Genomic DNA, 22048 nt, shown 5'->3' on the forward strand with positions numbered 1-22048 from the left:
CTCATGTGGCCTATCACGTGCCCCATGTCTCCACCCGGCGGACCTCGGCCTCGGTCATGAGCCCGACCTCGGACGTCATGAACTCGGCCGCCTGGTAACGCCACGGGGCGGGGATCTCGGCGAGCGCCGGCGGATAGCAGTGGTCGAGCCAGCTCGTCGACTCCTCGGTGGCGTCGAAGTAGTCGAGCGCCTTGCCGAACAGCGTGTCCTCGATGCCGGGCACCCGCGCCAGGCCGTACTCGACCATCTCCTGCCCCCCGTACGGTGGCGGCTGGAGCCACTTGCGCACCCGGGGATCGTCGGCGGTGAAGGGTGTGTCGAGCGGCCGACGCTCGACGGCGGCCTGGATGAGCTCCTTGTACAGGCACTTGCCGCACGTACGGCACGGGCCGTCGGTGCCCTGCAGGCACCATCGGACGTGCTCCTTGAGCTCCGAGGTCAGCGCCAGCCGCATGGTGACCGCCTCACTCACGCCGCCCACGGGAAGCACGATGTGCACCCCCGCCGCCGCGAACAACCGCCCCCACGCCCCGTGCGGCGCCCACATCAGGTTGTCGGGCGTGTAACGCAGCAGATAGCGATCCCCGCCGAGCCACCGTGAACCCAGTTCATAACCGAACGCCAGTCCCCCGAGATCCATCCGGTCGGCGTGCAGCAGCGCCCCAACGGCGACCGCGTGGTGCTCCGGGTATCCGGGCCGGGGCTCGGACAGTGTGAACTCCAGGTCGGAGTCCACGATGGTGAGCTCCCGTCCGGTCCGCCGGGCCAGCCTGGCCAGAACGTCGGAGCGGTAGTGCGGCCACCGATTCGGCACACGGGGATGCGACACCCGCCGGAAGTGCACGAACGGCGCCTCGGGATAGATGGCCGCCGCCGCCACGGAGTCCGCGCCACCGCTGTAGGAGATCGCTAAGTTCGTCCCGGTACGACGGGCCTCCGCACCTACCGGCCCCGCTTCGACGCCCCACCCGTCGTGCAGCGCGGCGGCCACCTCCGGGGAGATGGCCCGGTCGAACACGATCTCCTTACGCGTCCACGGCGCCACCACGGTCCACGCGGCGACGGCGAAGAGATCGGGGTGCGCGTCCTCGGGGACGCCGGCGACCGTGCAGGAGTTGGTGGCCAGCTTGACCGGGTGCTCGTCCGCGGCCTTGCCGGTGATCTCGTCAGCGGCCCCGAGCCGGAACGTCAGCTCGCCTCCGGCCCAGCTCACGCGCATGACTGATCCTCCACCCGAACGCCGTCACCAGGGCCCGGCGTCCGCGACTTGAGGTCGTCGATCGCCTGCCAGAGGAGAACCTCGTTCTGCAGCACGCCGTCCAGCGCCTTGGCCGTCTCCTGAGCCAGGCGGTGGGTGTCGTCGAGCCTGGCCTTGTCGGCGGTGGCCGCGGTGGCGGGCCTGGCATTCCTGAGGCGCTCGACCTCGTCCTGCAAGCTCGCCATCTCCCGGCGCAGGGTCTGGACCTCCCACAGGGCGTCCCTGATGTCCTGGCGGTGATCGCCGATGGAGATATAGCGGGAATCAAACCACGTGCGCACGGCTTTGCGCAGGCGGGCGGGGACCAGGACGCGCATCATGAAACGCCACGATAGTGGCAAATCTTCGGCCTTCAGGACGCTGTTTCCGAATGGCAACCAAGTCACATAACTGGTGTCAACATCACTTGTCGCGACGGGTCCCAGCGGGATTACCGACCCCCACTTGTCGCGCGCCTTTCATGATCATGACGCTGGGAGAAGTCCTGGGCGTGGTCGGACGCGCCCTTACCGCAAGCGTCCGGGCCGGCGTTCCACCTGAGCGGTCCATACTCGATGGTGTGAACCTCGTCCCCCCAGATCTTCACGGTGCTCACCCGCCGGTCGTCCTGCCGTCCCCGGGAGTCTGACCGTGGTCGAGGAGCTGATCGCGTACGTGCGGGAAGCGTTCGGGTGGGATGAGGACGTCACGGCGTCTCCGGGGCCCCGGGGCGCACTGGGTCAGATCTGGCGGCTGGACGTCGGCCCGGCACGCTACGCGCTCAAGGAGATCTTCGCCGAGCCGCCGTCGGAGGCGTTGATCGAGGCGGAGCTGGCGTTCGCGCGGCAGGCGGCCGAGGCGGGCGTACGGCTGCCCGCGAGCCACCCCGACCGCGAAGGGCGCCACCTGCTCACGCCGCCCGGCGGGACCTGGCTGCGCCTGTACGACTGGCTCGACCTGCGGCCGCTCGACCTGACGGCCCGAGCCACACCGCGCGAGGTCGGCGCACTGCTCGCCCGCCTGCACCGATGCGCCCCGGCCACGACGGCCGAGCCGGGCGGCGGACCGCCCGATCCCTGGTACGACCGCGTCCCCGCCGCCCATGAGTGGGCGAAAGCGTCCGCCGAGTGGGCGGAAGCTTCCGCGTCCGGCGTGGTGTGGGCCGCACGACTGGCCGACCTGCTGACCACGCTGCCCGAGCTGTGCACGGCCGTCGCGCCCGCCGACCCCGCCAGGCTGATCGTCTGCCATCGCGACCTGCACCCGGAGAACGTCCTCGCCGAATCCACCGGCGATCTGGTGGTCGTCGACTGGGACAACCTCGGTCCGGCCGAGCCGGGCCGAGAGCTGGCCCGGGCGCTGTTCGACTGGTTCTGCGACAACTCGATCGCCGACCTCGACGCCATGCGGGGCATGTACGAGGCGTACGTGCGCGCGGGCGGCCCTGGTCGCATCACCGATCCGGCGGACTTCTCCATGCTCCTCGCCTCCCGCCTGAATTTCCTGCGCGTCCAGGCGCGCGCCGCGCTCGACCCGCGCGCCGAGCGGCGGCACCGCGAGTGGGCGGAACGCGAGATCGACGAGGGACTGCGCATCCTGCCCACCCCACGGCAGTTGGCCGACGTGCTGGAGCTGGCCCGCGCGCGCTAGACCTGCTTCAGCATGCCGCCGTCGATGACCAGTTCCGAGCCGCTGATGTTCGGCGCTTTGCCGGAGGCGAGAAAGACCACCAGGGCGGCGACCTCGGCAGGTTCGGTCATGTGCCCGGTCGACAGGTTGGTCGCGGCCGGGATGCCCTCGACGAATTCCTCGAGCGACACGCCCGCCTGGCGGGCCAGCGTCGCTCCGTTGCTGCCGGGTGCGGTCCAGACCGGGGTACGCACCGGTCCGGGGGCGATCGTGTTCACCCGCACGCCCTGGGGGCCGAACTCTTCAGCGAGAGCCTTGCCGAGGTTGGCCAGTGCCGCCTTGGCGGCCGAGTAGTCCACCAGGTAGGGGAGCGCCAGGCGCGAGTTGACCGAGCCGATGTTCACCACCTGGCCGCGCCGCCGCAGGATGCTCGGCAGCGCCGCCCTGGTGGCCCGCACGGCACTCCACAGGGTCAGATCGAAGGTGCGCTGCCAGTCCTCGTCGGTGGCCGACAGAAAGCCGTCGAGTCGTGGCGCGGCACCGCCGACGTTGTTCACCAGCAGGTCGATCCCGACGAACTCGCCGAGCGCCGCGTCGATGAGCCGTCCGGGCCCTTCGGGCGTGGCCAGATCGACTTCGATGGGGAGTGCCGCGAGCTCCTTTAGTTCCGTACTGATCGTCCGCGCCCCCGCGGCCACCCGGTAGCCGTTCTCCACCAGCGCCCGTACCACGGCGAGGCCGATGCCCTTGCTGGCTCCGGTGACCACCGCGATCTTCTCATTTTCCGACATGAGTTACCTTTCTCTCGTTGATCTTTCCGGGCAGGCGAAGGGCGAGCAGCGAGCCGAGCACGCAGATCGCCAGAGCCCACCAGAACGTGCTTTCGAACAACCGGATGTCGATCAGCGCGCCGGGCCCTCGCCGGAGAGCGTGCGCCGCGTAGCCGAGCAGGAGCGCCGTTCCGCCGGGCACCGGCGCGAGGACCGCGACCGAGCCGGCGCCGAAACCGTCACCGGCACGGGTGAGGCCGTAGAGCAGCACCGCGAGGCCGAGCGAGAGCAGCAGGAGGCCGAGGACGTCCAGTCGTGTCGTGCCGGTTTCCGGGCGATCGCGAGGCAGCACCCTCAGTGACAGGACCACCGCCAGCAGTCCCAGCGGCAGGTTCATCGCGAACAACCAGCGCCAGGACAGATGGTCGATGATCACCCTTGCCCCGACGAGCACCGTCAGAGAGTCGGCGACAGTGGTCAGCGCGCTACCCGCAAGGTAGACGCCCAGCGCGGCCAGCCAGAGCGTCCTGCCGCCGAATCGGTCGGCGCCCCATCCCGCGACCGGGACGGCCACCGCCAGGGCGAGCAGGTAGGCGGTGGTGACCCACTGGATCTGGCCGCGCGGTGCCGCCAGCGCTCCGGAGAGCCGATCGATCCCCACGACCACGACCGTGCTGCTGTTGAGCAGGGCGAGGAACGCGCCGAAGCCAAGGACGCCGCCCAGCGCCGGCAGCCCCGGAGTTGATCGTGTCTGGAATGCCATCGCCCCTCGTCGACACTAGTAAACGGCTTTGATAGTGTTCGACTATACTTAAACCGTTAGGTGGTGTCGACATGGGGTGGGACAGGGACGAGCCGGCCGCGGAATTTCACCGCGTACCGGCCCGGTTGGTCGCGGTGTTCGATTTCCTCAACACCTGCGATCTGCGGACCTTCGGCGGGCATGAGCCCGACGACGAGCTCGCCGGGTGGCTCGGCGATTGCGATCCGGCCGAGCGCGAGCGCGCCTTCACGCTGCGCCGGGCACTCCGCGCCATGGCGCGGGCCAACCGGACAGGCGAGCTCGACCCGGCCGCGGCCGGAGAGCTCGACGAAGTGGGCGCGACGCTGCCTCTACGGGCGCTGTCCGACGGCGGCGGCCTGCTCGGCGTCACCGCGGCGGACGGCGGCGTTCCGGGTACGCTCGCGAACCTGCTGGCCGACGTCATCGTCGCGTCGGCGGACGGGTCCTGGGCCCGGATGAAGGAATGTGCCGCACCGGACTGCCGCTGGATCTTCTACGACCACGCCAAACCACGCAACGGGCGCTGGTGCTCCACCGCGGGCTGCGGCAACCGGATGAAAACCCGCGCGTACCGCAACCGCACCTCGTGAGCCCTCGTGGCTGGGGAAATGACTGGAGGCAGTCCTGGCGCCGCCGGTAGACTCACCGCGCATGATCGAACTGGACGAGCAGGGACGCCCGGAACCTCCTCTCGCGGGCGACGAGACCGCCACGCTCCTGGGGTTCCTGGAGTACCAGCGCGCGACCTTAGCGTGGAAGTGCGCCGGACTGGACGCCGCCGGCCTGAACGCGACCGTCGCCGCCTCCACGATGACCCTCGGCGGGATGCTCAAGCACCTGGCCTACGTCGAGAGCGACTGGATCTCGCGGTGGCTGCACGGGAGAGACCCGGAGTCCCCATGGAACACGGTGGACTGGAAGGCCGACCCCGACTGGGATTGGCACTCGGCCACCGAGGACACCCCGGAACAGCTCCACGCGCTCTGGCAGGACACCGTGGCCCGCTCCCGCGTTCTGGTCGCGGAGGCGATGGCCGACGGCGGCCTGGAGCGGTTGGCCCAGCGTTCCTGGCCCGATGGCCATACGCCCAGCCTGCGATGGATCCTGTTCCATCTGATCGAGGAGTACGCGCGGCACAACGGACATGCCGACCTCATCCGGGAGTCGGTGGACGGGCAAACCGGCGAGTAACCGCGATCAGGACGCCTTGTCCTCACCCTTCAGGTGCTCGGGCAGGCCGGTATTGGGGATGCCGAACTTCCGCGCGTACTGATCGTTGAGTTCGGACCAGCCGAAGTCGACGGCCGCCGCGCCGCGGATCGGCGGGATCGGCCGCCCTTCGAGCAATTTCTCGGCCACGTCGAGGCAGATGTGCCAGCCGGCCGCGACCTTCGGGAGCCAGTCGCGGTCCTGGACGGTGTGCCGCAGGGTCAGCCGGGCACCGGTGTCGGTGGCCACCAGTTCCCAGCGCAGCAGGTCGGTGCCGAGAGTGTACTCCAGCAGCGTCGGTGGTTCGGCGCGCAGGACCTCGGCCGCCAGGTCCTGGGGATGCTCGTCGTCGATCATCGTGATCGTGGCGTCGCCCGCCTTGGACAGATCGCGGTCAGCGGTGTACGGCGCCCACGCGGCGAGCTGTTCGGGCTCGGTCAGCGCGGCCCACACTTTCTCGGGCGGATGGCGCAGGTCGCGGGTGAAGACCAGCGTCCAGCGGTCTTCCGCCGCCTCGCAGTCGACCTGGGCCAGAGGGCTCGGGCGGTATGCGTCGGACGTCATGACTACTCCAGATTGTCGAGGTGGCGCTCGAGAGCGGCGAGATGCCGGTCCCACAGGGTGCGATACGGCTGAAGCCAGTCGTCGAGCGCCTGGAAGGGACCCGCCTGAATGCGGTAGATCCGCCGCTGCGCCTCCGTACGACAGGTGACGAAACCGGCTTCCCTGAGCACCTTCAGCTGCTTGGAGACCGTGGGCTGGCTGACGTCGAGCGCGTCGACCAGCTCGTTCACGCTGCTCTCGGCCTCCAGGAGCCGGTCGAGAATCCGGCGCCGGGTCGGTTCGGAGAGCACGGAGAACGTATCGACGGACATGCCTCCTATATTCTCTGCCAAGCATATGCCGGTCAAGGTATACACATGTCTTACGCGCTGTGGATTATCATCTTTTGTGGTGCTTTGGGCGCTTTCGGTATCGTGGTGAGAGAGATCCCGGAAGAACCGAGGCGGGCACATGTCCGACCGTGCATCGAAGGAACCCCGTCGGTACCGATACCGGAGTGAGCGCGAACAGCCGGACGGGCAGCGCGGAAACGACGCCCAGGAGCCGGAGTACGACGAGATGGCGCTGGGCGGGGAGCCGCTGAGCGACGAGCCGGATGTCTTCCTCGATGTTCCCCTGCTCAAGGTGGACGAGATCCACCTCGAGGTGGACGATCTCCGGGCACGGGTGTCACTGAGCGCCGAAGTCCTCGACCTGGTCCGGCTCAGTGTGGGAGCGGATGTGGCGCTCGGCCGGGTGGCGCTGGACATCAAGGGCGTCGAGGCCGAGGCGCTGCTCAAGGTACGACTCCGCAACGTCGCGCTGATCCTCGACAGGGTGCTGCGCACCATCGACCACAATCCGCAGATTCTCGAGAACCTGACGCGCGGCCTGGAGTCGACTCTTCGTGACGTCGGAACCGGCGCCGGCCATGCCGTCGGCGAACTCGGCCGGGGAGTAGGAAGAGCCGTGGAAGACGTCGGCCGCGGAGCTGGGGAAGCAGTAGAAGAAGTCGGCCGCGGAACCGGCGGGGCCGTCCATGAGGTCGGCCGTGGGACCGGGGAAGCCGTAGAAGGAGTCGGCCGAAGCACCGGCGCAGCCGTCGAGGAAGTCGGCCGGGGAGCCGGTAAGACGGCCGAATCCGTGGGCGGCACGGTCAAGGGCGGGGGCGAGGGGGACGACGAGCCCGTACGCGACCGTGATCGGGTGCCGAAGCGGACCGCGAAGCGCGCCGTACGAGAAGGCAAGCCCGTCCGACGTCGCCCCCCGGAGGAGACCGAGCGCGAGCGCCCCAGGCCGGTCCGGCGACCGGAGAGGCCCTCATGAACGCCGACGGCGGGCAGCCGATCCTCCATGAGCCGGCGGACATCGTTCTCACCGCCACGGTGAAGGCGGACGAGCTCCGCTTCGACGAGGCGCCGCAGACGCACGTCGAGTTCTCCGGCCGCCCTGGTCACGAGTCAGGCTCCGGCAGCGACCGGACCAACCTGCCGGATCGCGTGGAGGAGAACATCACCTACCGGCACGTCCAGGTTGATTACGTCCTCGCCTCCACGCTCACCATTCGCAGCTAAGCGACAGAACCGTACGAGGGTTTACCCGCCCACTCGTAGGTGGTGTACACGACGCCGGCGTCGGTGACGGTCGACCCGGTGACCTTCAGCCCAGCCGGAGTGGTCCCCTCGGCGAAGAGCCGCTTTCCCTGGCCAAGGATGACGGGGAAGACCAGCAGGCGGTACTCGTCGATCAGTTCGGCCTGCTGGAGCGTACGCATGAGATCGCTGCTCCCCTGGACGAGGATCTCGCCGTCGGTGCGCTGCTTGAGCTCGGCGACCGTCTGAGCGGCCTCGCCCACCAGGACCTGGGTATTGCGCCACTCCGCGTTCATCGGCGTCCGCGTGGCGACGTACTTCGCCATGCCGTTGATCTTGGCGCCGCCTTCCTCGTCGGGCACGTCGGGCCAGTACGAGGCGAGGATCTCGTACGACTTGCGACCCAGAAGCATGCCGTCCGCGCGCTCGAGCTGCTCGCCCATGATGCGGCCGAACCCCTCATCCACGTGCGGGGGCAGCCATCCGCCGTGCGGGAAATCGTTGGAGTCGTCCTCGCCGGCCCCGCCGGGACCCTGCATGACACCGTCCAGCGAAACGAAGGTCGAAACCACCAGCCTGCTCGCCATCTGCCCACTCTTTCGCTCGTGGTGCGGAAAGCGGGTCCGTCCGGCCCGCCGTTTTCCTGTGCCTTCAGCTTGGCGGAACCCATTTACGGAATCCTTAAGGCCTCCCTACGGCGACCGGCGTCCACACGCCGTCCGGAAGTGGGTGGCGATACCGAACGCCTCGCGCAGCTGGGCCATGTCGTGACGGTCACGGTCGCTGGGTTCGTAGCCCTGGTGGAAGGCCACCTGCTGGGCGGCTGACAGACAACCCACCGCAACGCTCTCGATCATGCCCGTGGTGAAGGCGTCCGCCGGATAGAGAAAGACGCCTCCGTGACCGTCGGCTTGCTGGACGGCGGAGCCGTCCGCCTCGAACCGCAGCGGATGCAGATCCAGCTCATGACCGCGCTGGTCCTTCATGACGAAGCGGACGGGCCGGCCCGGTGAGGCATCGGACTGCTCGGCGAACCCGGCGGCCTCCAGCGTCTTGATCAGCAGCGGCTCCTGCTCGACGCGGTGCAGCAGGTCAAGGTCGCGGTGCTCGCGAGTGACCTTGCCCACCAGGGCGTCGATGCCCCATCCACCGGCAACCCACACCTCGCACCCCACGTCACGCAGCAGCGCCAACACCCGCAGCAGCACACTCGCATCCATCATGCGGGGCATTCTGCCCTGCCTCGGGCGACACGAAAATGATCACGGATGGCAACTCGCCGATACGCTGAGTGATCCGTGTTACTACGGACCTTGCTGATCTTTCGAGAGCGTCTCAGGAGGTTCGATGACACTCATTCATGCTGGTCAGGCCGTAGCTATCGCGGCCGCTCTGCTCGCCGGCCCGTTCACCACGGCGTCAGCGGCGGACGCCGTCACCGCCGGCGCGCCGGCGCGGCTGCTGCCCAAGTTCTCGGCGACCCTGGTGGCCCGTCACAGCGGCAAGTGCCTGGACGTATCGGGCGTCAGCACGGCCGACGGAGCCAACATCCACCAGTGGACCTGCATCAACGGTCAGGCCAACCAGGAGTGGAACTTCGTGGCGACCAGCGATGGTTACTACACCCTCCGCGCCACGCACAGCGGCAAGTGCCTGGACGTGGCGGGCGTCAGCACCGCCGACGGAGCCAACGTCCACCAGTGGACCTGCCTCTTCGCCCAGCGCAACCAGGAATGGCGGCTCGTCCAGAAGGACAACGGCTACTTCACCGTCGTCGCCCGTCACAGCGGCAAGTGCCTGGACGTGGCGGGTGTCAGCACGGAGGAGGGGGCCAACGTTCACCAGTGGACCTGCCTGCCCGCCCAGCGCAACCAGGAGTGGCGACTCGCCTGAACGATCTGCGCATGACGGGTCATGTGTCGTCGCCGTCGTTGAGGCGGCGCAGGAGGTCGAGCAGGGTCGCGCGGTCCCCCGCCGACAGGGTCGCGTAGCAGGTGGCCAGGACCTCGTCGGCGATCTGGTGCCCCGCGTCGAGCAGCTGCTCGCCGGCGGGCGTCAGATGGTGCTCGACGCGTCGCCCATGACCCGGCCTGCGCTCGATCAGGCCCTGCGCCACCAACCGGCCGGCGAGTGTGCCGAACGCCTGCTCACTCTGGAACGTCGCCGAAGCCAGAGCACGGGCTGATGCCCCAGGTGTACGGCTGATCGCGCGCAGGGCATCCCACTGGGCCAGCGTGGTGCCGACAGTGGCGAGCCGACTGTCCAGCGCCCGGTGCTGCCGGTATTGGGCTTGCTTGACCGCTCTTCCAAGGACCTGCAGTTCACCGGGCATGGACCCAGTCTAGCGCTTACTCAACTAGCTTATATCAACAAGTTTAGTTATGGTGTGGCCATGCCTACACCTCGCACCATCGCGCTCTACCCGGACCTGCCGCTCACCCTGACCGAATCGGGAACCGGCCGTCCCGTCCTGGTCCTGCACGGCGGTGGCGGCCCCGCCACCGTCGCCGGGCTGGCCGGCCATCTCGCGCGGACCACCCACACCATCACCCCCACCCACCCCGGCTGGGACGGCACGCCCCGCCCCGACTGGTTCACCGGCATCGACGACCTCGCCCTCGCCTACCTGCACTACCTGCACGACCATCAACTGTCCGACGTGCTGGTCATCGGCTCCTCACTCGGCGGCTGGACCGCCGTCGAGATGGCCGTACGCGACAACGCGGGCATCATCACCGGACTCGTCCTGATCGACCCCGTGGGCGTACACGTGCCCGCCGAACCGATCAGGGACTTCTTCGCCCTCGACGCCCGCGGCGCCGCCGAGTACTCCTGGCACGACTCGGACCGCTTCTACGTCGATCCCGCCGACATTCCCGCCGAGCAACTCGCCCTCCGGCAGGCGAACATGGCCACCATGCGCATCCTGGCCGGCGACCCCTACATGCACGACCCCAAACTCGCGCACCGCCTGGCCCGCGTCCACCTGCCTACCCTGCTGATCTGGGGAGAGAGTGACCGCATCGCCACCCCCGCCTACGGCAAGGCGTACGCGGCCGCCTTCGGCAACGCCCGGCTTGAGATCATCCCCGAGGCCGGCCACCTGCCACAGATCGAACAACCGCACGCCACCCATGCGTTGATCGACGCCTACCTGAGCCGCTTCAGTGATCCTCAGGCGATCTTGGGTGCGGCTCGCATGCCCACCCAGCAGTACTGAGTCCCGCCCGTGATGGTGAAGATGACGGGCATCTCCTCGGAGATGCCGGATCCGGCGAAGTACGCGGCGAAAATGGTGTCCGTCACCGGCTTCAGCTCCGATTCGAGGGGCGGGGAGACGCCGGCCGCGTCGTCGACGAATTCGTACCGTACGTGCGGCTTGCCGTCCTGTTCGCTGACCGTGATGATGACGCCCGTACGCCGGTAGGTGCCGAAGAACGGGGTCGCGTCGACCGTGATGGGCGGGCTCGCGGGGGCGAAGGGTTCGGGCATGGTGATGCCGAGCGCGCCGAGGAGTTCGGTGAACAGCTCGACGTACAGGGCGCGCGCGTTCCCGCTGTTGGTCATCAAGGCGATCGCGACGCCGCTGCCGGGGAAGATCCGCAGGAGGGCGTGCTGGGAGACGGCGGAGCCGTCGTGGCCGAACCCGCGGAAGCCCTCCTGGTCGTACAGGCACCAGCCCAGACCCCATCCGTCGGCGGAGACGGTCCATCGGTCGGGGGAATCGACCTCCCGATGCCGCATCGCGGCGACGGATTCGGCGGACAGGACGCGGGTGCCGTCGGGCGCCACGCCGCCGTCCAGGTGCATGCGCGCGAAGCGGACCATGTCACCGGCCGAGACGAGGACCCGCGCGGCCGGGCCTGTCGAGCGAGGCTGGATGTCCCAGACCGGGGCCGGGTCGGGGTCCTGTCCCGGCGCGCCGAGGTGGCCCATCGCGGCCCGGAACCGCAGCACCTCCTCCGGCAGGGTCATCGAGCGCTCAAGTCCCAGCGGGGTGAACAGCATGTCCTTCATCGCCTGGTCCCACGTCTTGCCGGTGAGCACCTCGATGATGCGGCCCAGCACGACGAACCCGAGGCCGGCGTAGGACGCCGCGGTGCCCGGTGGGAGGGCCAGCGGCACCTCCCGGGCGGCCGCGACGTACTTGGCGAGGCAGTCGTCGCCCCGGCCGGTGTCGTGGTGGAAGTCATTGGTGAGTCCGCCGCTGTGGGACAGCAACTGCCGGACCGTGATGACCTTGGTGGCCTCGGGGTCCGGGGTGCCGAACTCTGGCAGCACGTCCACGACCAGCGCGTCCAGGTCGAGCTTTCCCTCGTCGACCAGCCGCATGATCACGGTGGCGGTGTAGACCTTGGCGATCGATCCGGACTGGAACACCGAGTCCGGCGTCACCTCCACACCCGTCGCCCGGTTCAGCACCCCCGAGGCCAGCTCGTGGATCTCACCGTCCACCAGCACCGCCAGCGCGGCTCCCGGCACGTGATGCTTGGCGCGCAGGAAATCCAGCCGCTCCTGCCAGTGCGACGCGAAGTCCCCGGCCGTAGCGCGTTCGTTGGACATTTCGGCTCCTTCAGCGATGCCGTGCGGTCTTGTGTGCACCCGACGATGCCCACCACCGCTGTCAGCGAGCTGATGCCGCGCTGTTACGGGGTTTCGAACCAGGTCATCATGGCTTGGCCAGCGGGATGATCCTTCGGTACTTGCCACCGGGCGCCTGCTGCGGCGGCTCCTCGGCGTGTTCGAGTGTGACGTCACCGACCTTGTGCTCGGTGAGCAGGTGGGCGATCTCGCCGCGCACCGCCTGCCACACGCGGTCGGCGTCGGCGCCCTCCTCCGGCTGCAGGCGCACGCGCAGCGTGGTGGGCGCCGTCTGGACGATCTGGAACTGTTCGATGCCGGAGGCACGGTCCAGCAAGGTGCCGAAGGCCATGGGCGAGATGCTGACGTTCTCGCCGCGACCGGTGGGGAAGGTGAGCATGTCGGCGGCGCGCCCCCGCACCTGGATGGCGGGCAGCGGGCTGCCGCACGGGCAGGGATCGGGGCGGAGCAGAACGCTGTCACCGAGGTCGTAGCGCAGGATCGGCTGGACGCGGTTGACGAGGTTGCTGAGCAGGACTGTGTGCGACAACTCGCCCGGCGCGACCGGCCGGTGGTCGGCGTCGACGGGTTCGAGCACGGCCCAGTCGCTGTTGACGTGGTACCAGCCATGCCGGCAGCCGACGCTGAGGAAGCCGCACTCGGTGGCGGCGTAGGCGACACGCACCTTGGCACCGAACGCGGTGGCGAGCCGTTCCAGATCAGCCGCCGTCGACGTCTCACCGCCGACGATGATCAGCACCGGATGGATGCGCAGGCGACCGGCTTCCTGCTCGCCGGCCAGCAGCGTGATCATGCTCAGGAAGCCGACCAGGATCGCGGGGTTGTACCGGTTGAGCTCGGCCGTGAGCTCCGGCAGCGGCTGGTGTATCGAGAAGGTCCGCATCGCCCGGCCGAGCAGCGGGCTGTCCCGCTGGAACCGGGCTGTCCCGGCGGCACTGAGAAAATGGCCGCCGGGTGCGGACATGACGGCGCTACGGCCGGCGCGGGCGAGGGTGCGGATGACGTCGCCGACTCCCACACCGGCGCTGGCGCGCGACCCGAGGGAGGTCTCCACGGCCATGCTCCGCTGATCTATCAGGAAGATGCCGCGCACCCCGCTGGTGCCGGTGGTCGTGGCCACCAGGTATTTGCCACAGAACCGCTCCCCCACCAGGGCGGGGTCGGCCACGAACTCCTGAACTCGCTCCAGGGTCACCTCGCGGTCGGTGACCCAGTCGTCGAAGCGGCCCATCAGCAGCTTCTTGTTGGTGACCGGCAGCAGCATGGGGTCGTCGACCTGCTCCGGCAGGTCTCGGTACAGCTCGCGGTAGTACGGTGAGTTGGCGCGGGCGTAGGCCACCATCTCGACCAGGTGGGCCCGCTGCCGCCGCGCGATCGCCGCGGGGCCTTCGCGCATGGCGCGTCGTGCGTCGCGGGCAAGTTGTCGAGCGCTTTCTTGCATTATGGGGTATTCCTTTCTCCGGTGAGCGGGATGTCGCTCTCCTCAGGAAGCTCGGAGACCATAGGCGCGGGTCGTACCGAGAGCAGGCCGGACATGGCGATGTCGAGGCCACGCTGGGTGGCCTCCCACAGCTCCTCCTGCGACCGGCCGAGCTGGACACTCGCCAGGCCCGTCTGCTGAATGGCGCCCAGCAGGGATCCGGTCATCGCCGCCGCCGTGATCGGGTCCAGTTGGCCGGGGAACACCTTCACCAGCTCGTCGGCGATCCGTCGCTGCAGCTCCATCAGCATGTACAGGCTCTTCGCCTGGAGCGACGGCGTGGTCAGGACCAGCCGGGCCGCCGCCGACAGCTCCTCGGGCTCCCGGCGGGGAATCTTGGGCCGTCGGTGGGCTCTGTACTCCTGGACCATCCTGCCCAGCACCTCGCCCGGGCTCTCTTGCGGCTGGCGTTTCGCGATCGCCTCGAACATCACGTCGTAGTCCTGCTCGACGTCTACGAACAGCACCTCGTCCTTGCTGCGGAAGTAGTTGGAGAACGTCTTGGGGTCGACATCCGCCGCCGCGGCGATCTGCGCCATCGTGGTCTGCTCATACCCCTGCTCCTCGAACAGCCCGATGGCCGCCATGACGATCCGCTGTCGAGTCAGCCGCTTCTTCCGCTCGCGCCGCGTCTCCTGCATACCCCAAATATACGCATAAAAGAATTTTCCCAGCAACTGGAATATTGCGCGTCACGCAGGTTAGTCGCGGAAGGCGAGCGCGTGCTCGGCCGCCCACGAGCGGAACGAACGCGCCGCACCTGCGGTGACCTCCTCCACCGTGGCGGTGACCGGCGCCGGGCAGTTGGTCATGTCGGCCTGGGCGCGCAGAATGCCGTCCACCGCCTCGGGGGGCCAGCCGCGGGCCAGCATCTCCCGCCGGGCATCCTGCGGGGAGGTCTCCTCCCAACGCACCGGGCGACCGATCGCCTCACCGATGACGCGCGCCTGCTCGGCCTGGGTCAGTGAGTGCGGCCCGGTCAGCTCGTACACGGCGCCGTCGTGTCCGTCCCGGGTCAGTGCCCGCACCGCGACCGCCGCGATGTCCCGCTCGTGCACCAGGGACATCGCGGCCTGGCCGTACGGCGCGCGCACCACGCCCTCCGCGCGGATCTGCTCGGCCCAGCGCAGGGTGTTGGCCGCGAAGGCGTGCGGGCGCAGGATCGTCCACTCCAGCCCGGACCGCTCGATCAGCCGCTCGGCCCGCCGTTCATGCTCACGCACGGCCGCCGATGACAGATAGACCACCCGGCGGGCATGCTCGGCCGCGACCGCCAGCACCGCCTCCAGCCCCTCAGCCGAGGCGAAGGGCCAGACCAGGAACACCGCCTCGACGCCCTCGACGGCGGCGTTCAGGGAGTCGAGCACCGACAGATCACCGCGCACGCTCTCGGCGGCGGGCGGGAGCTCGGCCGGTCCTCGGGTCAGCGCGCGAACCTCGGCCCCCGCCTCCAGCAGTTGCGCTGTCACGTGGCGGCCGACCGTGCCGGTCGCTCCGGTGACCAGAATCCGTTGTGGCATCTGATGCCTCCTGTCGAAGGAACAACTGATGCTCCAACGTAGGAGGGCCGGACAGGATGACCAATGCTTTAACGTGCGGGATTCATACGCGATCGTCTAAGTGGCGATCGTCAGGCCGCCCTTTCCAGGTCGTCATAGGTCACTCGGTGCGCCAGCGGCAGCCCGGCGGCCAGCCGCTCCAACTCGTCCAGCACGGCGGCGCCCATCCGGGACAACTCATTGCCATGCGAGCCGGCGAGGTGCGGGGTGAGGAAGACGTTGGGCAGGTCGAACAGCTGGGAGTGCGGCGGGAGCGGCTCGGGCTCGGTGACGTCGAGGATCGCCGACAGCCGCCCCGACTTCAACTCGGCCACCAGCGCGTCGGTGTCCACCAGGCTGCCCCTGGCCGTGTTGATCAGCACCGCGCCGTCCGGCATCAGCTTCAGGCGCTCGCGGTTCAGCATGTGCCTGGTCTCCGAGGTGGCCGGGGCGTGCAGGCTGACGATGTCGCTGCGGCTGAGCAGCTCTTCGAGTGAGGCCTGCCGGATCCCCTCGACGCTGGTGTAGGGGTCGTACAGGCACAGCTCCAGGTCGTACGGCGCGAGCAGGTCGATCACCTTGCGGCCGATCCGGGAGGCGCCGACGATGCCCACCCGCCTGCCGTTGTTACCGACCGTGGCCTGGATCTGGGCGAGGGTGAAGGTGCGCTCGCGCCGGTAACGCTCGCCCAGGGTGAAGATGCCCTTGCCGGCCAGCAGGATCGCGCCGACGGTGTATTCGGCCACCGGCACCGCGTTGGCGTCGGCCGCCGAGGAGATCAGCAGATCGCGCTCCCAGCAGGCCGGGGAGACCAGGCTCTTCACCGAGCCGGCCGCGTGCAGCACGGCACGCAGCCTGGGGGCGGCGGCCAGCAGTTCCGCGTCCAGCGGGGGGCAGCCCCAGCCGGTGATCAGGATCTCGGTCTCGGCGAGGGACAGGCGGGGATCGTCGAACCGCTCGGCGACCAGCGTCACGTCGATGTCCGCGATCGTGTCCAGACGTCGCAGCAGGGGCGCGGGGAAGAGCAGCGCGAGGTGTTCCTCGTGCATGGCGAACAGCGCCTTCGGGCGGGTGGACACGGAGAAGCCCTCCACTTCGTAGATAACGGTTTCTACGGTAGGACCACGGCCGCCAAATGGTCAACGCTTGCCTCGGAAGCCAACATTCGCGCAGGTAGCTGCAGCCATCTTGATCAAAGAGTGGTCAATTGTAACGTATCCGTAACGCATTCTTGTGGGATGAGCTGTGCAGTCGTAGCGTTCGCAGAGACCGGTTTCTATCGCCGGGCAGCTCCGCCAACCATCGCGGCGGATGTCAGCGCGCAGAACTGCCGTGATGCCCAATCTGGAGGAATGTCATGAACGGCACCCGATGCCACCGGCCGAGTGCGGCGAGAGAGCGGTCCTGGCGATGAGCCGGGTGGAGACCAGGCGGGAAACACAGGCGAGACCGCCGTCAGAACCGCCCGAGAGCAAGCGTCGCACCCGGCCCAGGAGGGCGCGGGTGAGCCTGGCGGCCGGGCTGCTCGCGCTGCCGGCGGTCGTCTACTTCGTGGTCTTCAACTACCTGCCCATGGCCGGTCTGGTGGTCGCGTTCAAGTCCTTCGACGTCTCTCAGGGCATCTTCGACAGCCCCTGGAACGGCCTGGAGAACTTCAGGTACTTCCTGGACTCCGGGGACGCGGCACGGATCCTGTTCAACACGATCTTCCTCAACGCGCTGTTCCTGGCCACGACCCTCGCCGCGGGGATCACTCTGGCGATCATGCTGAACGAGATCCGGAGCACGCTGTTCAAACGGGTCTCCCAGTCCGTGGTCTTCTTCCCCTACTTCGTCTCCCCCGTGGTGATCAGCATCATGTTGCAGGTCTTCCTCGCGGGCGCCTCCGGCGGAGGCGGGGCCGTCAACGACATGCTGAACCTGTTCTCCCTGCCCACGCTGGACTGGTACACCGAGCCGGGACCGTGGCCGTGGATCCTCACCGTGGTGAAGGTCTGGCAGCTGGGCGGGTACATGAGCGTCATCTTCCTGGCCGCGATCACCGGGATCCCCGAAGAGGTCTACGAGGCCGGGATGATCGACGGCGCGTCGAGGGCGCAGATGGCCTGGCGGATCACCCTTCCGCTGCTGCGGCCGACCGCGGGAGTCCTGACCGTGCTGGGTGTCGGCCGCATCTTCTACGGCGACTTCGGCACCATCTACGCGATCGTCGGGGACAACGGCACCCTGTTCGACACGACGGACGTCATCGACACGTACGTGTTCCGCGCCCTGCGTCAGCTCGGCGACTTCGGCACCACCGCCGCGGTGGGCCTGTTCCAGTCGGTGGTCGGGTTCGTCCTCGTGGTGATCGCGGTCATGATCCAGCGCAAGTACGCCAAGGAGACCAGCGTCCTATGAGCCGTAGAAAGCTGGAGCCCTTCACGATCATCAGCATCATCGGCGTCGGATTCGCCGTGCTGGCCTGCGCGGTACCGTTCTGGCTGATCATCTCGGGGTCCTTCACCAGCGAGGTGGACCTGGCGGTGACCGGGTACAGCTTCTTCCCCTCGGCCTTCGACCTCACCGCGTACAAGATGATCTTCACTGGTCCGGCGGTGCTCGACGCCTACATCGCCAGCGTCTTCATCACCGTGGTCGGCACCGCCCTGTCCCTGGCCGTGACCTCGGGAGTGAGCTGGGTCATCGCCCGGCGCCTGCCGTACATCAGCCGGCCGCTGACCATCTTCGCCTACCTGCCGATGCTGTTCACCGGCGGGCTCGTACCGCTGTACCTGCTGGTCACGCAGTATCTGCACCTGCAGAACACCTACTTCGCGGTGATCCTGCCGCTGCTGGTCGCCCCGTTCCTGGTCTTCATCCAGGTGAGCGCCTTCCGCCAGCTCCCCGCGTCGATCTTCGAGTCGGCCAAGGTGGACGGCGCGGGCGAGCTGCGGATCTTCTTCCAGATCGCGCTACCGCTGTCCAAACCGATCCTCGCCGTCGTGGGCCTGTTCTACGCCGTGCACTACTGGAACGAGTGGTTCACCGCGCTGCTGTTCATCGACGACGTCCACAAGTTCCCGCTCCCCCTGGTCCTGCAGAACCTGATCTCCAACATCTCGTTCACCCAGATGCTGCCGCAGCTCGCCGAGCAGGCGACGCCGGTCTACCAGCTCCGGCTGGCCCTCACGGCCGTCACCATCGGCCCGATCCTGCTGGCCTACCCCTTCGCCCAGCGCTACTTCGTCAAAGGCATCACCCTTGGCGCCACCAAGGGCTGAGCTCGCTCCCCCCATCAAGGAGACACCGTGTCTGATCAGAACCTGTCTCGGCGCGGCCTGCTGAGCGTCGGAGGTGGCCTCGGCCTCGCCGCCCTCTTCGCCGGTGCCGGCTGCTCCTCATCGCAGCAGCCGACGGGAAGCCAGAGCAGCGCGCCCGGCAAGGCGCTCACGCTCAGCCTGCTGCTCCCCGGCGACGTACCGGCCGGCTGGGACGCCGTCCTGGCCGAGGTCAACAAGAAGCTCCAGGCCGAACAGGGCTTCACCATCAAGCCGCAGTTCATCCCCTGGGCCAACTACGGCCAGCAGGCGCTGCTGAAGTTCACCGCCGGGGAGAGCTTCGACACCGCGCTGCAGGCCCGCTGGCTCAACATGACCCAGCTCGCCGCCAGCGGCTCGATCGTGGAGCTGAGCTCCCTGCTCAGCAGCGGCAAGTACCCCAACCTGACCGCCACCATAGACCCCAAGATCATCGAGCTGAACCGGTGGAGCGGCAAGCTGTACGGCCTGCCGCAGATCAACTCCGTCGCCCGCTTCCACCACTTCGCCATCCGCCAGGATCTGGCCGACAAGTACGGCATGAGCGAGATCACCGACTTCGCCGGCCTGGAGAAGTTCTGGTACGACGTCAAGCAGAAGGAAAAGGGCGTCACCCCGATCGCGGTCAACTCCCGCATGCCCAAACTGCTGGTCGCGTGGAACCCGGTCGGCTGGCTCAACCCCTCCATGTGGGAGAACCCCCGCGTGAGCATCTCGTCCTTCACCGGCGAATCGCTCGCCTTCGTCCTCGCCGCCGACGGCAAGCAGACCGGCTCCGCCAACCCGGTGCCGTTCTGGGAGGCGCCGGGCATGCTGGACGCACTCCGCCTGGTACGCAAGTACTACCAGGACGGCCTGATCAACAAGAACGCGCTCACCGTTGACTCCAAGGCGCTCGAATCCCAGTTCAAGGCTGGCCGCTTCGCCACGGGCTGGGCCATGACCGATGGCCTGACCTCGCAGATGCTGCCCGAGCTGACCAAGAACGTCCCCGGTGCGATGCTGTCCAACGTGGTCCCGCTCAAGGGCGGCAAGGACGCCAAGCCGTACCAGACCTTCCAGGCCGACAACTTCCTCGTGCTCAACGCCAAGGGGCAGAGCAACGAGAAGGCCCTGCAACTGGAGGACTGGCTGTCGATCAAGGAGAACCACGACCTGATCACGTACGGCATCCAGGGCAAGGACTGGAACCCCGTCGGCGACGACAAGTACGAGATGCTGTCCACCTACTCCTTCCCGGGCTTCGCGCTCTCCTGGCGGGCCAAGCTGGAGCGCCGGATCAAGGACATGACCGCGTCCGAGTCGGCCTGGTTCGACTGGGCGCAGAAGGCCGACAACTTCACCATCGACCCGTACGCCAGCTTCACCCCCGACCCCGAACCGGTGAAGCGGGAGAACACCCAGGTCACCGCCGCCATGACGCAGTTCGCCAACCCGCTGTTCATCGGAGCGGTCGACGTCGACCAGGGGCTGGACAAGCTGAAGAAGGCCCTCGACCGGGCCGGCCTGCCCAAGCTGCAGGCCGAGCTGGCCAAGCAGGCCGACGCTTACCTCAAGGGGCAGTGACCACCACACGGCACATCAGGCCCTCCTGGATCTTCCGGGAGGGCCTGCTACCTGACCTTGTCGAAAACGTCGGGCCGGGAGAACAGATAGCCCCGGGACAGCGGCCAGTACCGCACCACGGCCTTGCCGATCACCGCGTCCTCCGAGATGAAGCCACCGCCAGGCTCCTGCATGTGCCCCCGGGAGTCCAGTGAGGCGCTGCGATGATCCCCCATCAGCCACAACTTCCCGGCCGGCACCGTGACGTCGAACTTCCTGCCGGATGCGTAATCGCCGGGGTAGAGATAGGACGTCTCCTCCAGCGGCGTGCCGTTGACCGTGAGGCGCTTCTTGGCGTCGCAGCACACCACCTTGTCGCCGCCGACGCCGATGACCCGCTTGATGGTGTCCACGCCGCCCCAGCCCTTGAACACCACGATGTCGCCGCGATCTGGCTTGCCCGCGAGCTTGTTCACGAACACGCGGTCATCGATCTGCAACGTGTTCTCCATCGATCCTGACGGGATGTAGAACGAGCCGACCACGAACGCCTGCAGCAGCAGGGCGATGCCCACGGTCAGGACGAGCAGCAACAGCGTCTCGCGGAAGCCGCCCTTCTTTTTCTCTTTCCCCACGCCCTCCGCCTTCTTGGTGACGGGACCTTGGCGAGCCACCGAACGCGGCAACCCTATGCCATATCGATCTTTGTCCGTCATAAAGCCGGCGTTCTGCTGTGCCTGTCCGGGAGGCTCGCGAGGAGGTCAGCGTCGCCATCGACCCGCTAGGGCCGGCCGCGCGCCGCGTCGTCGGTGCTTACGCTCTTGTAGATCCCGAACAGGGTCTCCAACCCCCCAATGACCATCAAGACCACGCCGACCTTGGACGGCGTGAAGATGAAGATCTCCACATCGAGTCCGAACAGCCATAGCGCCAGCCCCGCCACAAAGGTGATCGAACCAGTGAGGAGAGTCTTGCGGGCAGAGGCCATGAGCGGTCCTTTCGACTGAGGGGATAGACGCACCGAATCTTCAACAGACCCTAGACAGACCCGGCCTGTACGGCCTCCTGCCAGTTGAGGAGATCGAATTACATCCTTCGGCTGACACCGCCCCCCGACACCGGCATCTGATCAGCCACTCCTGTCCGGGCGGAGGCGGTCACTCCCGGAATTACGCTGCCAGCGCGGACGCCACATTCAGATGCAGCCTGCCAACGGGCTGGTTGAGGTGTCGCACACGGAGTTGTCCGCGGAGTACTCACCATGGGAGGTATGGATCGAACCCTGGCCATGGACAAGAGGGGGAACGCGCTGACGGCGTTCCTGCCAGCCACACACGTCCCCAGCGTGCCGGACGACTTACCGATGCCAGCAGCTCTGGTCGTGGTCTGGTACGGCCGGCACCTGCTCCTGGTCTTCGACCGCTTCCGTCAGCAGTGGGAACTACCAGGCGGCCGGATCGACCCTGGCGAGACTCCCCTCCAAGCAGCCGTACGGGAACTGCACGAGGAGAGCGGCCTGCATGTGCCCACCCTCACCCTCGCCGGGTACGCACGCTTCTGGCTCACCACCCCACCACGCAACGAATACGCCGCCGTTTACACCACCCATGCCACCACTCGCCACCACGACTTCATCCCCAACCACGAGATCAGCGCCGTCTGCTGGTGGGACACAACCAACCCTCCCCCCAGCAACTCCCAGATCATCGACACGACCCTGGCCCTGCACACCCGCCTCGAAGACCATCCAAACGACTGAACTCACCACAGCAAGACACAACACGAAGACGGCCGCACCGTTCGATGACGGGTGCAGCAGC

Annotated in this window: 27 protein-coding genes; 11 read left to right on the top strand and 16 right to left on the bottom strand. The window is 67.9% G+C overall.

Going from position 1 to position 22048, the window contains the following annotated elements; genetic code table 11:
• Positions 1-13: 13 nt before the first annotated feature.
• Both AB0B91_RS24150 and AB0B91_RS24155 read right to left on the bottom strand, forming a co-directional pair.
• Complete coding sequence (locus tag AB0B91_RS24150) at positions 14-1219, bottom strand: DUF6395 domain-containing protein (RefSeq protein ID WP_358323440.1); 1206 nt, start codon at positions 1217-1219, stop codon at positions 14-16.
• On the bottom strand, positions 1210-1578 hold the full coding sequence (locus AB0B91_RS24155; protein ID WP_358323442.1) for a hypothetical protein: 369 nt from the start codon (positions 1576-1578) through the stop codon (positions 1210-1212). The genes AB0B91_RS24150 and AB0B91_RS24155 overlap by 10 nt, the downstream gene beginning before the upstream one ends.
• Before the next feature lie 310 nt (positions 1579-1888).
• Here AB0B91_RS24155 and AB0B91_RS24160 point away from each other — a divergent pair, with 310 nt between their 5' ends.
• Positions 1889-2887 carry an aminoglycoside phosphotransferase family protein gene (locus AB0B91_RS24160; RefSeq protein ID WP_358323445.1) on the top strand — a complete coding sequence of 333 codons (999 nt, stop codon included), beginning with the start codon at positions 1889-1891 and terminating at the stop codon, positions 2885-2887.
• On the opposite strand, the gene AB0B91_RS24165 is transcribed toward AB0B91_RS24160, so the two are convergent.
• Positions 2884-3657: an SDR family oxidoreductase gene (locus tag AB0B91_RS24165; RefSeq protein ID WP_358323448.1), complete on the bottom strand. Its 774-nt coding sequence runs from the start codon at positions 3655-3657 to the stop codon at positions 2884-2886. The genes AB0B91_RS24160 and AB0B91_RS24165 overlap by 4 nt on opposite strands.
• Complete coding sequence (locus AB0B91_RS24170; protein ID WP_358323452.1) at positions 3644-4399, bottom strand: MFS transporter; 756 nt, start codon at positions 4397-4399, stop codon at positions 3644-3646. The genes AB0B91_RS24165 and AB0B91_RS24170 overlap by 14 nt, the downstream gene beginning before the upstream one ends.
• Before the next feature lie 71 nt (positions 4400-4470).
• Between AB0B91_RS24170 and AB0B91_RS24175 the strand changes: the two genes are divergently transcribed.
• Complete coding sequence (locus AB0B91_RS24175; RefSeq protein ID WP_358323454.1) at positions 4471-5010, top strand: CGNR zinc finger domain-containing protein; 540 nt, start codon at positions 4471-4473, stop codon at positions 5008-5010.
• Positions 5011-5071: 61 nt separating this feature from the next.
• Complete coding sequence (locus AB0B91_RS24180) at positions 5072-5611, top strand: DinB family protein (RefSeq protein WP_358323457.1); 540 nt, start codon at positions 5072-5074, stop codon at positions 5609-5611.
• Between the two features lie 6 nt (positions 5612-5617).
• On the opposite strand, the gene AB0B91_RS24185 is transcribed toward AB0B91_RS24180, so the two are convergent.
• Entirely contained in the window at positions 5618-6193 is a 576-nt protein-coding gene (locus AB0B91_RS24185) for an SRPBCC family protein (protein WP_358323460.1), read from the bottom strand.
• 2 nt (positions 6194-6195) lie between these two features.
• Positions 6196-6504, bottom strand: coding sequence for a metalloregulator ArsR/SmtB family transcription factor (locus tag AB0B91_RS24190; protein ID WP_358323463.1), 309 nt, complete (start codon positions 6502-6504; stop codon positions 6196-6198).
• A gap of 139 nt (positions 6505-6643) precedes the next feature.
• Here AB0B91_RS24190 and AB0B91_RS24195 point away from each other — a divergent pair, with 139 nt between their 5' ends.
• A complete protein-coding gene (locus tag AB0B91_RS24195; RefSeq protein WP_358323466.1) occupies positions 6644-7498 on the top strand; it encodes a hypothetical protein in 855 nt (284 codons plus the stop codon).
• Positions 7495-7746, top strand: a complete 252-nt coding sequence (locus AB0B91_RS24200) for a hypothetical protein (RefSeq protein WP_358323468.1) — start codon at positions 7495-7497, stop codon at positions 7744-7746. Before AB0B91_RS24195 ends, AB0B91_RS24200 begins: the two co-directional genes overlap by 4 nt.
• Here AB0B91_RS24200 and AB0B91_RS24205 read toward each other — a convergent pair.
• Together AB0B91_RS24205 and AB0B91_RS24210 are read right to left on the bottom strand one after the other, a co-directional pair.
• Positions 7743-8351, bottom strand: coding sequence for a dihydrofolate reductase family protein (locus AB0B91_RS24205; RefSeq protein WP_358323473.1), 609 nt, complete (start codon positions 8349-8351; stop codon positions 7743-7745). The genes AB0B91_RS24200 and AB0B91_RS24205 overlap by 4 nt on opposite strands.
• A 105-nt stretch (positions 8352-8456) precedes the next feature.
• Positions 8457-8987, bottom strand: a complete 531-nt coding sequence (locus AB0B91_RS24210; protein ID WP_358323476.1) for an aminoglycoside adenylyltransferase — start codon at positions 8985-8987, stop codon at positions 8457-8459.
• Between the two features lie 124 nt (positions 8988-9111).
• Between AB0B91_RS24210 and AB0B91_RS24215 the strand changes: the two genes are divergently transcribed.
• Positions 9112-9657, top strand: coding sequence for an RICIN domain-containing protein (locus AB0B91_RS24215; RefSeq protein WP_358323479.1), 546 nt, complete (start codon positions 9112-9114; stop codon positions 9655-9657).
• Between the two features lie 19 nt (positions 9658-9676).
• Here AB0B91_RS24215 and AB0B91_RS24220 read toward each other — a convergent pair whose 3' ends face one another.
• On the bottom strand, positions 9677-10096 hold the full coding sequence (locus AB0B91_RS24220; protein ID WP_358323481.1) for a MarR family winged helix-turn-helix transcriptional regulator: 420 nt from the start codon (positions 10094-10096) through the stop codon (positions 9677-9679).
• A 60-nt stretch (positions 10097-10156) separates the two neighbouring features.
• Between AB0B91_RS24220 and AB0B91_RS24225 the strand changes: the two genes are divergently transcribed.
• Positions 10157-10984 carry an alpha/beta hydrolase gene (locus AB0B91_RS24225; protein ID WP_358323484.1) on the top strand — a complete coding sequence of 276 codons (828 nt, stop codon included), beginning with the start codon at positions 10157-10159 and terminating at the stop codon, positions 10982-10984.
• Here AB0B91_RS24225 and AB0B91_RS24230 read toward each other — a convergent pair.
• The 5 genes from AB0B91_RS24230 to AB0B91_RS24250 all read right to left on the bottom strand — a co-directional run bounded on the left by AB0B91_RS24230 (position 10939) and on the right by AB0B91_RS24250 (position 16463).
• Complete coding sequence (locus tag AB0B91_RS24230) at positions 10939-12327, bottom strand: serine hydrolase domain-containing protein (RefSeq protein WP_358323487.1); 1389 nt, start codon at positions 12325-12327, stop codon at positions 10939-10941. The two genes, AB0B91_RS24225 and AB0B91_RS24230, sit on opposite strands and share 46 nt — an antisense overlap.
• Before the next feature lie 106 nt (positions 12328-12433).
• Positions 12434-13762 (bottom strand): hypothetical protein, encoded by a 1329-nt coding sequence (locus AB0B91_RS24235; protein ID WP_358323489.1) that lies wholly within the window; start codon positions 13760-13762, stop codon positions 12434-12436.
• A gap of 44 nt (positions 13763-13806) precedes the next feature.
• Positions 13807-14487 carry a TetR/AcrR family transcriptional regulator gene (locus tag AB0B91_RS24240; protein ID WP_358323491.1) on the bottom strand — a complete coding sequence of 227 codons (681 nt, stop codon included), beginning with the start codon at positions 14485-14487 and terminating at the stop codon, positions 13807-13809.
• Positions 14488-14547: 60 nt separating this feature from the next.
• Positions 14548-15366 carry an NAD(P)H-binding protein gene (locus AB0B91_RS24245; RefSeq protein WP_358323494.1) on the bottom strand — a complete coding sequence of 273 codons (819 nt, stop codon included), beginning with the start codon at positions 15364-15366 and terminating at the stop codon, positions 14548-14550.
• Between the two features lie 110 nt (positions 15367-15476).
• Positions 15477-16463 (bottom strand): hydroxyacid dehydrogenase, encoded by a 987-nt coding sequence (locus AB0B91_RS24250; RefSeq protein WP_358323497.1) that lies wholly within the window; start codon positions 16461-16463, stop codon positions 15477-15479.
• A 424-nt stretch (positions 16464-16887) separates the two neighbouring features.
• Here AB0B91_RS24250 and AB0B91_RS24255 point away from each other — a divergent pair, with 424 nt between their 5' ends.
• Genes AB0B91_RS24255 through AB0B91_RS24265 form a run of 3 tightly spaced genes read left to right on the top strand, consistent with a single transcriptional unit; the run spans position 16888 to position 20249 of the window.
• A complete protein-coding gene (locus AB0B91_RS24255) occupies positions 16888-17784 on the top strand; it encodes an ABC transporter permease subunit (RefSeq protein ID WP_358323500.1) in 897 nt (298 codons plus the stop codon).
• Positions 17781-18647 carry a carbohydrate ABC transporter permease gene (locus AB0B91_RS24260; RefSeq protein WP_358323501.1) on the top strand — a complete coding sequence of 289 codons (867 nt, stop codon included), beginning with the start codon at positions 17781-17783 and terminating at the stop codon, positions 18645-18647. Before AB0B91_RS24255 ends, AB0B91_RS24260 begins: the two co-directional genes overlap by 4 nt.
• A gap of 27 nt (positions 18648-18674) precedes the next feature.
• Positions 18675-20249 (top strand): ABC transporter substrate-binding protein, encoded by a 1575-nt coding sequence (locus AB0B91_RS24265; protein WP_358323504.1) that lies wholly within the window; start codon positions 18675-18677, stop codon positions 20247-20249.
• A 47-nt stretch (positions 20250-20296) separates the two neighbouring features.
• On the opposite strand, the gene lepB is transcribed toward AB0B91_RS24265, so the two are convergent.
• Complete coding sequence (lepB, locus tag AB0B91_RS24270; protein ID WP_358323507.1) at positions 20297-20863, bottom strand: signal peptidase I; 567 nt, start codon at positions 20861-20863, stop codon at positions 20297-20299.
• Between the two features lie 146 nt (positions 20864-21009).
• Entirely contained in the window at positions 21010-21216 is a 207-nt protein-coding gene (locus AB0B91_RS24275) for a DUF5708 family protein (protein WP_358323510.1), read from the bottom strand.
• 282 nt (positions 21217-21498) lie between these two features.
• On the opposite strand from AB0B91_RS24275, the gene AB0B91_RS24280 reads away from it, so the two are divergent.
• Positions 21499-21987: an NUDIX hydrolase gene (locus AB0B91_RS24280; protein ID WP_358323512.1), complete on the top strand. Its 489-nt coding sequence runs from the start codon at positions 21499-21501 to the stop codon at positions 21985-21987.
• The last annotated feature ends 61 nt before the right edge of the window (positions 21988-22048 follow it).

The organism is Nonomuraea sp. NPDC049141 (assembly GCF_040648415.1).
Lineage (GTDB): Bacteria > Actinomycetota > Actinomycetes > Streptosporangiales > Streptosporangiaceae > Nonomuraea.